At 29.3% G+C, this 14,590-nt stretch carries 15 protein-coding genes; all 15 read left to right on the top strand.

The genetic code is table 11. The annotated features are described in order from the left end of the window. The first annotated feature begins 19 nt into the window (after positions 1-19). The 15 genes from KQI42_RS10320 (at position 20) to KQI42_RS10250 (ending at position 14,590) form a co-directional block, all read left to right on the top strand. The gene (locus KQI42_RS10320; protein WP_216519501.1) at positions 20-1,165 is read left to right on the top strand and encodes a pyridoxal-phosphate-dependent aminotransferase family protein; all 1,146 of its coding nucleotides are present in this window, start codon (positions 20-22) and stop codon (positions 1,163-1,165) included. Between the two features lie 107 nt (positions 1,166-1,272). Next, positions 1,273-2,988, top strand: coding sequence for a LytS/YhcK type 5TM receptor domain-containing protein (locus tag KQI42_RS10315; protein WP_216519500.1), 1,716 nt, complete (start codon positions 1,273-1,275; stop codon positions 2,986-2,988). After that, positions 2,966-3,733 carry a LytR/AlgR family response regulator transcription factor gene (locus KQI42_RS10310; protein ID WP_216519499.1) on the top strand — a complete coding sequence of 256 codons (768 nt, stop codon included), beginning with the start codon at positions 2,966-2,968 and terminating at the stop codon, positions 3,731-3,733. The genes KQI42_RS10315 and KQI42_RS10310 overlap by 23 nt, the downstream gene beginning before the upstream one ends. 221 nt (positions 3,734-3,954) lie before the next feature. Continuing rightward, positions 3,955-5,832, top strand: coding sequence for a molecular chaperone HtpG (htpG, locus tag KQI42_RS10305; RefSeq protein WP_216519498.1), 1,878 nt, complete (start codon positions 3,955-3,957; stop codon positions 5,830-5,832). A gap of 185 nt (positions 5,833-6,017) precedes the next feature. Continuing rightward, positions 6,018-6,851 (top strand): CvfB family protein, encoded by an 834-nt coding sequence (locus KQI42_RS10300; RefSeq protein WP_216519497.1) that lies wholly within the window; start codon positions 6,018-6,020, stop codon positions 6,849-6,851. Between the two features lie 52 nt (positions 6,852-6,903). Then, complete coding sequence (locus KQI42_RS10295) at positions 6,904-7,440, top strand: TDE2712 family protein (protein ID WP_216519495.1); 537 nt, start codon at positions 6,904-6,906, stop codon at positions 7,438-7,440. Between the two features lie 57 nt (positions 7,441-7,497). Beyond that, on the top strand, positions 7,498-8,277 hold the full coding sequence (locus KQI42_RS10290) for a sugar phosphate isomerase/epimerase family protein (protein ID WP_216519494.1): 780 nt from the start codon (positions 7,498-7,500) through the stop codon (positions 8,275-8,277). A gap of 78 nt (positions 8,278-8,355) precedes the next feature. After that, positions 8,356-9,117: a 4,5-DOPA-extradiol-dioxygenase gene (gene ygiD, locus KQI42_RS10285; RefSeq protein WP_216519493.1), complete on the top strand. Its 762-nt coding sequence runs from the start codon at positions 8,356-8,358 to the stop codon at positions 9,115-9,117. Positions 9,118-9,132: 15 nt separating this feature from the next. After that, positions 9,133-9,453 carry a putative heavy metal-binding protein gene (locus KQI42_RS10280; RefSeq protein ID WP_216519492.1) on the top strand — a complete coding sequence of 107 codons (321 nt, stop codon included), beginning with the start codon at positions 9,133-9,135 and terminating at the stop codon, positions 9,451-9,453. 92 nt (positions 9,454-9,545) lie between these two features. Further along, a complete protein-coding gene (locus KQI42_RS10275) occupies positions 9,546-10,898 on the top strand; it encodes an MATE family efflux transporter (protein WP_216519491.1) in 1,353 nt (450 codons plus the stop codon). A 271-nt stretch (positions 10,899-11,169) separates the two neighbouring features. Then, on the top strand, positions 11,170-12,012 hold the full coding sequence (locus KQI42_RS10270; RefSeq protein ID WP_216519490.1) for a pirin family protein: 843 nt from the start codon (positions 11,170-11,172) through the stop codon (positions 12,010-12,012). An 80-nt stretch (positions 12,013-12,092) separates the two neighbouring features. Further along, positions 12,093-12,467: a hypothetical protein gene (locus KQI42_RS10265; protein WP_216519489.1), complete on the top strand. Its 375-nt coding sequence runs from the start codon at positions 12,093-12,095 to the stop codon at positions 12,465-12,467. Between the two features lie 242 nt (positions 12,468-12,709). After that, entirely contained in the window at positions 12,710-13,093 is a 384-nt protein-coding gene (locus KQI42_RS10260; RefSeq protein ID WP_216519488.1) for a GntR family transcriptional regulator, read from the top strand. Between the two features lie 2 nt (positions 13,094-13,095). Further along, complete coding sequence (locus KQI42_RS10255; protein ID WP_216519487.1) at positions 13,096-13,965, top strand: ABC transporter ATP-binding protein; 870 nt, start codon at positions 13,096-13,098, stop codon at positions 13,963-13,965. Then, positions 13,949-14,590: an ABC-2 transporter permease gene (locus tag KQI42_RS10250; protein ID WP_216519486.1), complete on the top strand. Its 642-nt coding sequence runs from the start codon at positions 13,949-13,951 to the stop codon at positions 14,588-14,590. Before KQI42_RS10255 ends, KQI42_RS10250 begins: the two co-directional genes overlap by 17 nt.

Raw genomic sequence — 14,590 nt, 5'->3', positions numbered from 1 at the left:
ATTTTAAGGAGGAATTAAAATGAAAACTAGAAAATTAGTTATGATACCAGGACCAACACCTGTAGTTAGATCTATCCAAGATCAAATGGGAAGAGAAACAGTAGCCTTTGGAGATCCAAATTTTATTAGGGATTATAAAGAACTTATAAATGATATGAAGACATTATGGAAAACAGAAGGGGAAGTATTTGTAATTGCTGGAACTGGAACTCTTTCAATGGAAATGGGTATTGCCAACACTTTAAAAGCTGGAGACAATTTATTAATAGTATCTCATGGATTTTTTGGAGATAGATTTATTGAATTAGCCAATAGAAAAGGAATCAATGTAGATGTAATTCAAAGCGAATGGGGAGAAATTGTACCTTTAGATGAAATAGAATCCAAGTTAAAAGAAAAAAATTATCAGGCAGTTACAGTAACTCATGTAGATACTTCAACAGGAGTAGCTGCTCCAGTAAAGGAAATTGGTGAGTTAGTGAGAAAGTTTGAAGATACTCTATATATAGTGGATGGAGTATGCGCTACAGCAGGAGAACCAGAATATATTGATGAAATGAATATTGATATATTAATTACAGGTTCACAAAAAGCCTTTGGAGTTACTCCAGGACTTTGTATACTTTGGGCAGGACCAAGAGCATTAAAGAGAAGAGAAAAGTTAGGAACAATACCAGAGTATTATGTAGACTTTAATAAATGGCTGCCAATCATGGAAGATCCATCTAAATATTTTGCTACACCGGCTGTAAATCTTATTTGGGCATTAAAGGAATCTGTAAATATAATTAAAGAGGAAGGTATTGAGAATAGATATGCTAGACATATTAAGAATGCTAGGGCAATGCAAGCTGCTTTAGAATCCTTAGGGTTTACCTTATTAGCTGATAAAGATCATAGAGCAGTTACTTTATCTAATGTTTTATATATGGACGGAGTAGATGATGTAGAATTTAGAAAGGTTCTAGGAGAAGAAGGAGTAGTTGTTGCTGGAGGTTTGGCAGCTTATGCAGGTAAAATGTTTAGATTAGGTCATATGGGTAATATAGATATTCATGATATGGTTTCTACCATAGCAGCAATAGAAAGGGCACTTTATAGAGTTGGTATAGAAGCTGAACTAGGAAAAGGTGTGGGAACATTAATGAGAGAATTATTAAAATAAGATACTTGGCGGGGATGGAGTAAATACCATCCCTTTTTTTGTACTATATTAATTTTCTAGGAAAAGTTATATAATTAAATCATAATACATGAAGAGGTGTAGAAAATATGCCTAAGGTGTTTACAGACTTAATCAATAGAGTTGGAATAATTATGATACTGGCTTTTATAATGTCAAAGATTAAATTAATTAAAAGTCTAGTAGCTAAGAAAAATATTGAGACAAAGGATAAATTATTTCTATCAATTATCTTTGGAATCTACGGTATAATTGGAACCTATATAGGTATACCTGTTGATGGAGCTTTGGCTAATTCTAGAGCCATTGGTGTTTTTGTAGGAGGGTTACTAGGAGGTCCATTGGTAGGGACTTTATCTGGATTAATAGCAGGTATTCATAGGTGGGCTATAGATATAAATGGGTTCACAACTACAGCCTGTACAATATCCACTATATTAGCAGGAGTTTTATCAGGATTACTAAGTAAAAAGCATTATAAGACAAATCAAAAATGGTTATTAGCAATGCTAGGGGGAGTATTGGCAGAAACCATACAAATGATTCTAATTTTAATATTTACCAAACCTTTTTTTGAAGCTTTAAGATTGGTAAAAATTATTGCTGTTCCTGTGATACTATTAAATTCTATAGGTATAGCTGTATTTATTGCAATAATAGATAGTATATCAAAAGATCAGGAAAGGGCAGCAGCTTATCAAGCCCAAATAGCATTAAAAATCGCCAATAGATCTTTTCCCTACTTTAGAAAAGGTTTTAACGGTGAATCTGCTTTAGAAGCTTCAAAGATAATTCAAGAAATGACAGATATTAAAGCTGTAGCTTTTACGGATAAAGAAAAGATATTATCCTACGTAGGAATTGGAGAAGAGTATTATAAAGAAGAGGATTTAATTAACAATTACTTAGTAGAACAGGTTATAGAAACGGGAGACTATAGTATATTTAATGTTAGTAGAGAAATTGATAGTAATTATGTAGACAGTAGATTAAAATCGGCTATAATAGTTCCTCTTAAAGAAAATAATGAAACTATAGGAACTTTAATCCTATACAAAATTAAAGAAAATTCTATAACTCAAGTAGATTTAGAGTTGGCTTTGGGATTAGGAACTCTCTTTTCAACTCAGATAACATTAAGTAAATTAGAACATCAAGCTGGACTGCTGGCAAAAGCTGAATTAAAAGCCCTTCAATCTCAAATAAACCCACATTTTTTATTTAATTCTATAAACACTATAGCAGCTTGCACTCGTACAGAACCAGAAAAGGCCAGAGAACTTTTAATGCATTTAGGAACTTGCTTTAGAAAAAATCTACAACAAAATACGGATGATGTACAACTACAAGAAGAAATAGAATATATTAAGTCCTATATTGAAATTGAAAAGACTAGGTTCGGAGCTAAATTAACTGTAGATTTTAATATACCTGAAAATATAGACTGCTATTTACCGCCTTTAATGCTTCAACCTATAGTAGAAAATGCAATAAACCATGGAATTTTTCATAAAATTGAAGGTGGCACAGTAAAGATAGAAGCACTAAGCCAACAAGAAGAAACTATTTTAATTGTAGAGGATGACGGTATAGGCATTAAAGATGAACTTCTACAGAATCTATTTATTAATGAAAAGAAAAATGATTCTATAGGATTAATCAATGTAAATAATAGACTTAAAAACAAATATGGTGAACAATATGGTCTTGAAATTAATAGCGAATATGGAAAAGGGACTACTGTAATAATGAAAATTCCTAAATTACAGGGAGGCGATTTTAATGTTAAGGTGCCTAATTGTTGATGACGAAGCTTATGCAAGAGGAGAACTTATTTGTTTACTTAAAGATTTTGAGAAAATAGAAATAGTTGGTGAAGCTTCTCATGGTTATGAAGCTATAGAGAAAAATAGAGAACTAAAACCTGACCTAATTTTCTTAGATATTCGTATGCCACAGATTGGTGGAATAGAAGTTGCCGATATTATTATAAATGAGGAAAAAGTACCTTTAATTGTATTTGTAACAGCTTATGAGGAATATGCCATAAAAGCTTTTGAAGTCAACGCAGTAGATTATTTACTAAAGCCTATATCAAAGAGCAGGTTAAATCAGACAATCAAACGAGTTATGAAAATGTATCCAGAGAAGGATGATGAAGGTTATATACAAGGAATAAAGAAGCTACTTATACATTTTAAAGCCAATAAAAAAGAGGAGGCTACAAAATTATATATTAATGAAAAGGGAAGATTAATTATATTAGAACCTTTTGAAATAATATATGCTACAATTGAAGACGGTAATATATCCGTAATAACTATTAGGGGGAAATTTAAATCTAGAATTACCTTAAACCAATTAGAAGAACAACTAAATAGTAATATTTTTTTTAGAAGCCATAAAAGTTATTTAATTAATTTAGATTATATAGAAGGAATTATTCCTTGGCATAACTCTACTTATGCAGTGGAGCTAAAGAATGTAGAAGAAAAAGTTCCAATTAGCCGAAATAAATTAAAGGAATTTAAGACTATAATGAATATGTAAGGACACTAGACTGTGAGTCCATTATACGACTTATAGTCTATTTTTTGTTATTAGAAATAATTTAACTAGCTTATGTAATTAAACTATTCATTAGACTAAAAAAATTGGATTAATATTGACATAAAAAATAAAGTATGATATATAAAAAGTTAGAGATTAGCACTCACACATTTAGAGTGCTAACAAAATGGAATTGGTAATAGAGGAAGGAGCAGATACTTATGGAAAAGAAAGAATTTAGGGCAGAATCAAAGCGTTTACTTGATTTGATGGTCAACTCAATTTACACACATAAAGAGATATTTTTAAGAGAACTTATCTCAAATGCCAGTGATGCAATTGATAAGATTTATTACAAAGCCTTAACTGATGAAAACATAATCTTTAATAAGGATGATTATTACATTAGAATAGTTGCAGACAAAGATAACAGAACCTTAACTATCTCAGATACAGGTATTGGAATGTCAAAAGAAGAGTTAGAAGACAACCTTGGTATAATTGCAAATAGTGGTTCATTTGCATTTAAGAAAGAAAATGAATTAAGAGATGGCTTTGATATAATAGGTCAATTTGGAGTTGGCTTTTATTCTGCATTTATGGTTTCAGAAACTGTAACAGTTATAAGTAAAGGATTTGGAAGCGATGAAGCTTATAAATGGGAATCAAATGGGGCAGACGGATATACTATAGAACCTTGTAAAAAAGACAATATAGGGACAGATATTATACTAAAAATTAAGCAAAATTCAGAAGATGAAAAATATGATGAGTTCCTAGAAGAATATAGATTAAGGGGAATTATAAAGAAATACTCTGATTTTATTAGATATCCAATTAAAATGGACATTACAAAGAGCAAACTAAAAGAAGGCTCAGAAGATGAATATGAAGAATATTTGGAAGAAGAAGTATTAAACAGTATGGTTCCAATCTGGAGAAAAAATAGAAATGAACTAACTAAAGAGGATTATGAAAACTTTTACTTAGAAAAGCATTTTGGGTTTGATAAACCAGTAAAATCAATTCATCTAAGTGTCGATGGAGTTGTACGATATAATGCTATATTATTTATACCTAGTAAGACACCTTATGATTTTTATACTAAGGAGTATGAAAAGGGATTAGAATTGTATTCAAATGGAGTTCTAATAATGAATAAATGTCCTGATTTACTACCTGACTATTTTAGCTTTGTGAAAGGAGTTGTAGATTCTGAAGATTTATCCCTTAATATTTCTAGAGAAATACTACAACATGATAGACAATTAAAATTAATGGCTAAAAAAATCGGAGATAAAATAAAGGACGAGTTGTCATTACTTTTAAAAAATGAAAGAGAAACTTATGAAGAATTCTATGAGAATTTTGGAAGACAGCTTAAATATGGAATTTATAGTGATTTTGGTATGAATAAGGAAACGCTACAAGATTTATTGATGTTTTATTCTTCAAAAGAAAAGAAAATGGTAACATTAGAGGAATATATAAGTCGAATGCCAGAAGAACAAAAATATATCTATTATGCTAGTGGAGAATCCATTGAAAGAATTGATAGACTTCCACAAGCAGAATTAGTTAAGGATAAAGGATATGAGATACTTTACTTTACAGATGAGATAGATGAATTTGCAATCAAGATGTTAATGAATTATAAGGAAAAAGAATTTAAATCTATATCCAGTGGTGATTTAGGAATAGAAACTGACGAAAAGGATGAAGAAATTAACAGCGAAATAGAAGAAAATAAAGATCTTTTTAAGCTGATGAAAGAAATTCTATCAGATAAAGTAAAGGATATAAAACCATCTAAAAGGTTAAAGAAACATCCAGTTTGTTTAACTAGTGAAGGAGAACTTTCAATAGAGATGGAAAAAATATTAAATACGATGCCAAATAATGAAAATATTAAAGCTGATAAAGTATTAGAAATTAATATTGATCATAATGTATTTAACACTTTAAAATCTGCTTTTGAAAATGATAAAGAAAAGCTAGAATTATATACTAATTTATTATACAATCAAGCACTATTAATTGAAGGACTACCCATAGAAGATCCAGTAGGGTTTACAAATGATATTTGTAAACTAATGTAAAAAATATATATAGAAAAACGGCAAAATCCTCATTAGGAAAAGGTAAAATCTTTTTTATATTCTTGCCACTAAAATAATCATTATTTTTAAAAACCCTAAGAAATTTAGGGTTTTTAAAAATTTTGAGATAAAATTATTTTATTGTGATAAAATAAGTATAGAAATATAAAAGAAGAAGGTGGAATATGATTAAACTTGGTGAAATACAAAATTTAAAAATAAAAAGATTTACTTCTCCTGGTGCTTATTTAAATGAAGAGGGGATAGAAGAAGGAGATATCTTACTTCCGAAAACTCAAATACCAAAAGAGGCAAAAGTAGGCGATTCTTTAGAAGTGTTTGTATATAGGGATTCTAAAGATAGAGTTATAGCAACTACCAATAAGCCTAAAATAACAGTTGGAGAAATAGGACACTTAATGGTAGCAAGTACTACTAAAATAGGTGCTTTCTTAGATTGGGGATTAGAAAAGGATTTATTTCTACCTTTTAGTGAACAAGTAGGTAGAATTGAAAGAGGTAAGGAATATTTAGTAGGAGTATACATAGATAAAAGTGATAGAATATGTGCGACTATGAAGGTTAAAAATCTGCTTAGTACTAATGCTCCATATAAAGAAAATGATAAAGCTAAAGGGACCATATATAGCATACACAGAGATATAGGAGCCTTTGTAGCAGTAGATGATAAATATGATAGCCTTATTCCCAAAAATGAGCTTCATGGAGTTTATGAAGTTGGAGAAATAGTAGAAGTAAGGGTTACCAAGGTAAAGGAAGATGGAAGGTTAAATCTTAGCTTAAGAGATAAAGCTTATGTTCAAATGGATCAAGATGCAACTACTATTATGAATAAACTAAAAGAAAATGGTGGAACTTTAATGCTAAATGATAACAGTCCTCCAGCACTAATTAAGAAAGAACTAAATATGAGTAAGAGTGGATTTAAAAGGGCTGTTGGAAAGCTGTTAAAAGAAGGTATAATTGAGTTTATGGAAGATGGAATTAAATTCAAATAGTATATAGAGAATAATATATTAAACATATAGCTGAAGTAGAGGAGAGATAATGATGATTAAGAGAATTAAAGTAAAGATGGACATTATAGAAATGATGTTGTATTATTGGCAATCAACAGCAGAAAAAGAAAAGGTTGGAGAGTCATTTTTAAGAGAGATAGCAGATGTACCTGAAATGAAATATATCTATGATGATGAATTTAGTGGTGAATCTGTAAGAAAAGTACTTAGTGCTATATCTAATAGAGAATTATTAAACAACTCTACAAAAAAGGAAAGAAAATTCTGGAATAATAATATGTGGATGTTGGAAGATTTAGAGTTTATGAATATGATGGTATCTCCAGTGAAAACTTTAAATTTAGATTCATTACTTGAAAAATTAAATGAAAAAGAAACAAAATATGAAACACTAGAAGTAGTTTTTATTCCAGGTCATGAAAATGAATACAATATAGATGAAAACAAACTAATTATCAACTTCTTTAAAATAACTGTAGATTTATATGAAGAAGGAAAAGTAACTATTGCAGGGAAACTATTTAAAGAGTATATAGAAGAAAAATTAATAGAATTAATAAGCCAATAAGTCAAAGGATTTTCCTTTGACTTATCTTATAATAAAATGGATATAAGGGGGATTAAAATGGCGATTAAATTAGGTATGCCTACATTAATTGAAAAAGATAATCTCATTGATAATATAATGTTGTGCAAGGAATTGGAATTAGATTTTATAGAATTAAATATGAATTTACCTTATTGTATGCCAGAAAACAACTCTCCAGAGAAAATACTGAAATTAAAAGAAGAATATAATGTAGATTTTACTCTTCATTTTCCAGAAGAAATTGATTTTGGCTGTTTTTACGAAGAAATAAGACAGGGAAATATTATATTATTTAATAATATAGCAACATGGGCTTCTAAAATTGGAATAGAAAAAATAAATTTACATTTAAATCCAGGAATTTATTTTACTTTGCCTAAAGAAAAGATATTTGTCTATGAGAAATATAAGGAATTATTTATAGAGAAATTTATAGATTCTATGATGAATTTAATAGATATAGTTAATCCATTGGGAATAACAGTTTGCGTAGAAAACATGAAAGTCCATAGATTCATGGAAGAAACTTTTAAGAAAATGACTAATATAAGTAATCTATATTTTACATGGGATGTAGGTCATGATGCTATGTCAAATTATAGAATGGAGAAAATATACTTAGAAAATCCTAAGAAAATAGGTCATATGCACTTACATGATTATAATGGCATTAGTGATCATCAAATTCTTTTTGAAGGAACTGTTCCTATAAAAGAAAGACTAAAGTTTGCTGAAGATAATAATCTAACAGTTGTAGTCGAAACAAAGACAGAAGAAGCGTTAAGGGAATCAATTAAAAGGCTTAATTATGTTTAGATTTTTGTCTAAGTAGGTATTTTATAGGGTATATTATAATAAAATAAAGATATTGATTGTAAATAGGGGGAAAAAATGATGTCAAAAAAATTTCCAATTGGATTTATTGGTCATGGTTCACCTATGAATATAGTATCAGAAAATTCTTATACCAAAAGCATATATAATATGGGAGAAAAGCTTCCTATACCAAAAGCTATTATGGTGATAACGGCTCATTGGCTGACGGATGGATATACTTATGTATCTTGTTCAGAGAATCCAGATTTAATTTATGATTTTTATGGTTTTCCAGAAGAATTATATAAAATTCAATATAACTGTTCTGGCTATCCAGAAATAGAACATTTATTAAAGGACACTGGAATTGTTTGCAATAATAATGTTGGATTAGATCATGGAGTATGGTCTATATTAAAACATATGTATCCAAAGGCAGATATTCCTGTTGCAGCACTAAGCATAGATATGTCAAAGCCCGTAGAATATCATTTTCAATTAGGAGAAAAGATTAAACATTTAAGAGAAAATGATGTTTTAGTATTGGGTAGTGGGAATGTTGTTCATAATTTATTTAAAGCTGATGTTGCAAATATGGAATCAGAACCATATGACTGGGCTATAGAGTTTGATAAAGAAGTAGTTCAATGCTTGAAAGACAGAAGATTTTCTAGCCTCATAGATTATGGGAAAGAGAGAAGCTTATCTATACCTACTAAGGATCATTATTTACTTTTACTTTATATACTAGGAATGGCTGAAGAAAATGATGATTTAGAGATAATTTATGAAGGTATTCAAAACAAATCTATTTCTATGTTAAGTTTCTTATTTAAATAAAAGGAGGTCTCTAAAATGATAAGCACAACAACCCCAACTATTGAAGGAAAAAAGATAATAGAGTACAAAGGAATTGTTTTTGGCGAAGTAATATCAGGTGTAGATTTTATTAAAGATTTTGCTGCTAGTTTAACCAACTTTTTTGGAGGCAGGTCTGGATCTTATGAAGGAGAACTAATAGAAGCTAGGGAAGCAGCTATTAGAGAAATGGAAAGTAGAGCTATGAAAATGGGAGCTAATGCTGTAATAGGTGTAGATATTGACTATGAAGTATTAGGGCAAGGAGGAAATATGTTAATGGTTACAGCTTCAGGAACAGCCGTTGTAATAGAATAACTTTGTTTAAAAAATAGCAATTATATACAAAGGTCTGCTAATATGCTAAGATTTAAGGTATGCATTGATTAATAGTTTATTGGAGGTAGTAAATGAAGCGATTTTGGAAAGATAAAAAATTCTTAAAAGCAATGTTAGCCATTGCCCTTCCTATAACACTGCAGAATCTAATAACATCTTCTCTAAACATGGTGGATACCTTAATGATTAGTAGTCTGGGACAGGCCAGTATAGCTGCAGTAGGTTTAGCAAATCAGCTATTCTTTTTTTATTTTCTAATAGTTTTTGGAATTAATAGTGGATCATCAATTTTTATAGCTCAATTTTGGGGTAAAGATGATATACCTAATATAAAAAGAATATTAGGATTAGCAGTAACTCTTAGTTCTGTAGTTGGAGTAATATTTACAATAGTAGCTTTTTTTAAACCTGAATTTGTTATGCAAATTTTTATCAAAGAGCCTGAAGTAGTGAAGTTAGGAAGCGATTATTTAAGAATAGTTTCTTTAAGTTATATCATAACAGCTATTGCTTTTGCCTATAGTGTAGCGGCAAGAAGTATAGGACAGGCAAGAATGCCAATGGTAGTAAGTGCTATATCTTTTGTAACCAATACAGTATTTAATTATTTACTTATCTTTGGAAAATTTGGATTTCCAGAACTTGGGGTAAAAGGTGCGGCTTATGGTACATTAATAGCGAGAATTGTAGAGCTAGGATTTATACTATATGCCTCATATTCAAACTTAGGACCATTAAATGCAACTATTAAGGAATTAACTGATTGGAACAAAGAGTTTGTTAATAGGTATTTAAAAACTACATATCCAGTAATACTAAATGAAGGTTTTTGGGCTTTAGGTCAGGTTATGTATTCTATCGCCTATGCAAGAATCGGTGAAGAGGCAACTGCAGCAGTACAAATTGCAACTACTATTCAAAATGTTTTCATGGTAATATCTAGAGGTCTAGCCAATGCTTGTACAGTAATGGTAGGAAATAAAATTGGGGCAGGCGATGAAGAACAGGCATATAACTATGCTACTCAGTTTTTAACCATGGCAACTTTATTTGGATTAGTATTAGGTATAACTTTATCTTTATCTCCAGATTTAACTTTAAAGTTATTTAGAAACTTAGAACCTAATTTATATAATCTTTCTAAGAAGATGTTAGTAGTCATGGGAATATTCTTCTTTCTAAAGATGTTCAATTCTACTCTAATTGTTGGAGTCCTAAGGGGTGGAGGAGACACTACTTTTTCACTGGTTATTGAGATGGGGGCTGTATGGCTGGTTGGTGTGCCATTGGCTTTTATTGGAGCATTAGTATTTAAATTACCTGTTTATTTAGTAGTAGCATTGGTATCATTAGAAGAGGTTACTAAAGCTATTATTGGATTACCAAGAGTAAAATCTAAAAGATGGGTAAAAAATGTAACATAGGAACTAATATCCTTTTTGAAAGGGATATTAGTTTTTTTATTTCAATGATAATTTTTTAAGGTTATTTTCTCTTAAACTTACTTAAGGTAATATTACAAAGAGAAACTAGTAATTGGAATACTTCTAAGCAAGATATTAATTAATTTAATAGTCTAAATAAATTTAAAGTGAGGAAAAATAAAATATATTGGAATTCTGATTTATTAAAAATAATATATAAAGTATTATCTTTTTTTAGGGGTATAAATAATTAAAATAGGGAGGGATTATTGTGGAAAATATAAGAAAAGTGAGAAGATATTTTAATGGAAAGCCATCAGTTGATGGTGCTGGGGTAAGACTGAATAGAATATTTGGATATTATGATGTAGAAGCATTTGATCCTTTTTTGATGATGGATTTTTTTAATTCTACAAACCCAGAGGATTATGTAAAAGGCTTTCCATGGCATCCTCATAGGGGAATAGAAACAGTAACTTATTTAGTAAAAGGAGAAATAGAGCATGAGGATAGCATAGGAAGTAAAGGTACTATTTTAGATGGTGATTGTCAATGGATGACAGCAGGCAGTGGAATAATGCATCAAGAGATGCCAAAAGCTAGTGAGAGAATGTTGGGGATTCAACTTTGGGTAAACTTACCACAAAAAGATAAGATGACTGAACCAACGTATAGGGATATTAGGAAAGAGATTATACCAGAATATAAAGATGATAGTATGACTGTTAGAGTAGTTGCAGGGAAATATATGGATTTAGAAGGAACTATAAAGGGATTAGATGTAGAACCAATATTCTTAGATGTAGAACTGAAACCTAATCAAGAATTCATTTATTCCCTAGAATCTGATCTTAATGCTTTTGCCTTTGTGATGGAAGGGGAAGGAAATTTTAATTCTGAAAAAGAAGAATTAATTTCAGAAGCTACAGGTGTTCTTTATGGAGAAGGGGATTTTATAAAAATAAATACTAAGAATAATAGTCTAAGATTTCTACTTATAGCAGGTAAGCCTTTAAAGGAGTCAATAGCTTGGGGAGGTCCTATAGTTATGAACACGAAGGAAGAATTAGATATTGCCTTTAGGGAAATAAAAGAAGGAACTTTTATTAAATAGTAAAAAATATATAATTTATCCTAGTAGATATTCCTTAATTTTTTTAAAAAGCAAAGGTACTTTAATTATGAGGTGATTATATGGACTTTAAATATGTTTCTGGTGATGAAAGAGAAACATTATACAATGAAAGTTTGGACAGAGCCAGTTACAACTGTAGCAAGCGATATAATATGTCTCATAATGGATTAAGTAATGGATGTTGGTCAAAATTAAAAGCAGGTAAAAGTACTACTAAAACACCATTACCTAAAGTAACTGGAAAGGTAAAGAAATATGTCCATAATTGTGTAATTAAGTACAAAACAGATATAGAGAAACTAGATGATGGTAAGTTAGTTTCGGATGAAAAACTAAATTTGCTAAGTGATGAAACAATTAAATTTATTCTTGATAAATGTTCAAATATACAGGTCAAAAATCACCGATTGATAAGCAGTAAGTATATGCAATGAATGGTATGTCAGCTGCAGCAAATGTAAGACCAACGGGATGGAAAATAGATTGAAATAGCTATGTTGAAGGCGTTATAAGTGAATATAGAAATATGTTTTATTCCCTTAGACTTAGGTTTAAGGGAATTTTTGTTAGGTGACCATAGTAAATAAAATAGAGGTTCCGATAATTTTTTCTCTTGACTTAAAAGTGATGTATGTGTATAATGTGATGTAACAAGAGGCACGCTGGAGGTGTAAAATTGGGGAATTTAAATATCATTATATCTAATGCTTCAGAAAAGCCGTTATATGAGCAGATTAAAGAACAAATTAAATCAGCAATTTTAAAAGGCGATTTAGAGAATGGAGAACTGTTACCTTCTATTAGAAACTTTTCTACAGATTTAAATGTTAGTATTTTAACCGTTAGACGGGTTTATGATGAGTTGGAAAGAGAAGGATTTGTATCTAGTAAGGCTGGCAAGGGAACCTTTGTACTTGCAGGTAATAAAGATTTGCTTGAAGATACAAAGAGGGTTCTTATAGAAGAAAAGTTAATTGATTTAGTTACTCTTTCAAACACTTTAGATATTAGTATAGAAGAATTACATAAAATGCTAGATATAGTTTATGAGGAGGTATAATTATGGAAGATATATTGAGGATAAGTAATATTTCAAAACATTTTAAGACATTCAGCTTAAGTAACATCAATATAAGTATAAAAGAGAATTGTATTACTGGATTCCTAGGTAAAAATGGTGCTGGGAAGACTACGTTAATAAAGATTATTTTAGGACTTGTCCATAAAGATGAAGGTAATATTGTTTATTTTAATAATCCTAATTTAAAGAAAAGAGATATAAAAGATAGAATAGGTGTAGTTCTAGATGATGGATATTTTTATGATAATTTAACATTAAATCAGATGAAAAACTTAGTTTCATCAACTTATACTAATTGGAACGAAAAGAAATATAAAAGTTACATAGAAAGATTTAGATTAGATGAAAAACAAATAATATCGTCTCTTTCAAAAGGTATGAAAATGAAGTACGCTTTAAGCTTAGCTTTATCACATAATGCAGATTTATTAATTATGGACGAACCTACATCAGGATTGGATCCAGAAGTAAGAAAAGAATTAATGAATATACTAAATGAATATATTCAAGAAGATGGTAAAAGTGTATTATTTTCAACTCATATTACAAGTGACTTAGAACAAATTGCTGATGAAATAATAATTATTAATGATGGAAAAATTTTAGAACAAATTAGTAAGGATGAGCTAATAGAAGAATATAGACTTATAAAAAGCAATAATAAAATATTAGAAAAATTAAATATGAATGATCTAAAACTTGTAAATAAAACAAATTATGGATTTAGTGCAATTACAGATAAATACGAAAAGTTAAGAAAAGAATTTCCTGAAATTATTGTTGAAAGAGCAAGTTTGGAAGATATATTTTTAGCAAGAACGGAGGTATTAGAAAATGAAACAAATATATAATTTAATTAAAAAAGATTTTATTTTGATTAGAAATAATATTTTGATTATGTTATTAGTTTTAGGATTTGCGTCAATACCAGTAGCTAAAAATACCCCAGGAAGCTTATTATATGGTGTTATAATCTTTATGTTGACTTTTATGATATATCATATGATTTCTATGGAGGAAATGAAACAAAAAGGGCATATATATCTAGCGACAACTCCTTTATCAAATAAAAACATAGGAATAGCGAAAAGCTTTATAATAACAATTTCTTTTATTATAATAACAATTGGTTATATCGGACTATCAGCAATTAATTTTACTAAATTAGGTAGAATAGGCATAGAGGATGTAGTGTTAGCATTTTTCACAATAGAAATATTTTTTGCGATATATATACCCTTAACTTTTAAACTTGGATATATAAGACTTCAAATGATAAGTACAGTTACTATCTTTTTAACACCAATTATAATCTCTTTTATACTAAGGAGAATTGATTTTATAATAAACATTAGAAATTATATATTAAATATTCCATTACCAGCTTTGATACTCTTTTGTGTAATAATTCTTGTATTAGTTTCTATATCCACTAGTAAGACTTCTGCCAGTATTTTGGATAGTAAAGAATATTAG

Origin of the sequence: Tissierella simiarum (assembly GCF_018917865.1) — a bacterium.
Lineage (GTDB): Bacteria > Bacillota > Clostridia > Tissierellales > Tissierellaceae > Tissierella_C > Tissierella_C simiarum.
Note: the sequence above shows the minus strand (reverse complement) of the source record. Positions and strands in the feature narration are given on the sequence as shown.

What these genes read in the sequence shown, in the direction of transcription:
- ygiD (WP_216519493.1), top strand. Translation starts at nt 8,356, where the DNA reads ATGTCAAAAAAATTTCCAATTGGATTTATTGGTCATGGTTCACCTATG.
- KQI42_RS10255 (WP_216519487.1), top strand. Translation starts at nt 13,096, where the DNA reads ATGGAAGATATATTGAGGATAAGTAATATTTCAAAACATTTTAAGACA.
- KQI42_RS10265 (WP_216519489.1), top strand. Translation starts at nt 12,093, where the DNA reads ATGGACTTTAAATATGTTTCTGGTGATGAAAGAGAAACATTATACAAT.
- KQI42_RS10290 (WP_216519494.1), top strand. Translation starts at nt 7,498, where the DNA reads ATGGCGATTAAATTAGGTATGCCTACATTAATTGAAAAAGATAATCTC.
- KQI42_RS10300 (WP_216519497.1), top strand. Translation starts at nt 6,018, where the DNA reads ATGATTAAACTTGGTGAAATACAAAATTTAAAAATAAAAAGATTTACT.
- KQI42_RS10250 (WP_216519486.1), top strand. Translation starts at nt 13,949, where the DNA reads ATGAAACAAATATATAATTTAATTAAAAAAGATTTTATTTTGATTAGA.
- KQI42_RS10320 (WP_216519501.1), top strand. Translation starts at nt 20, where the DNA reads ATGAAAACTAGAAAATTAGTTATGATACCAGGACCAACACCTGTAGTT.
- htpG (WP_216519498.1), top strand. Translation starts at nt 3,955, where the DNA reads ATGGAAAAGAAAGAATTTAGGGCAGAATCAAAGCGTTTACTTGATTTG.
- KQI42_RS10295 (WP_216519495.1), top strand. Translation starts at nt 6,904, where the DNA reads ATGATTAAGAGAATTAAAGTAAAGATGGACATTATAGAAATGATGTTG.
- KQI42_RS10315 (WP_216519500.1), top strand. Translation starts at nt 1,273, where the DNA reads ATGCCTAAGGTGTTTACAGACTTAATCAATAGAGTTGGAATAATTATG.
- KQI42_RS10280 (WP_216519492.1), top strand. Translation starts at nt 9,133, where the DNA reads ATGATAAGCACAACAACCCCAACTATTGAAGGAAAAAAGATAATAGAG.
- KQI42_RS10310 (WP_216519499.1), top strand. Translation starts at nt 2,966, where the DNA reads ATGTTAAGGTGCCTAATTGTTGATGACGAAGCTTATGCAAGAGGAGAA.
- KQI42_RS10275 (WP_216519491.1), top strand. Translation starts at nt 9,546, where the DNA reads ATGAAGCGATTTTGGAAAGATAAAAAATTCTTAAAAGCAATGTTAGCC.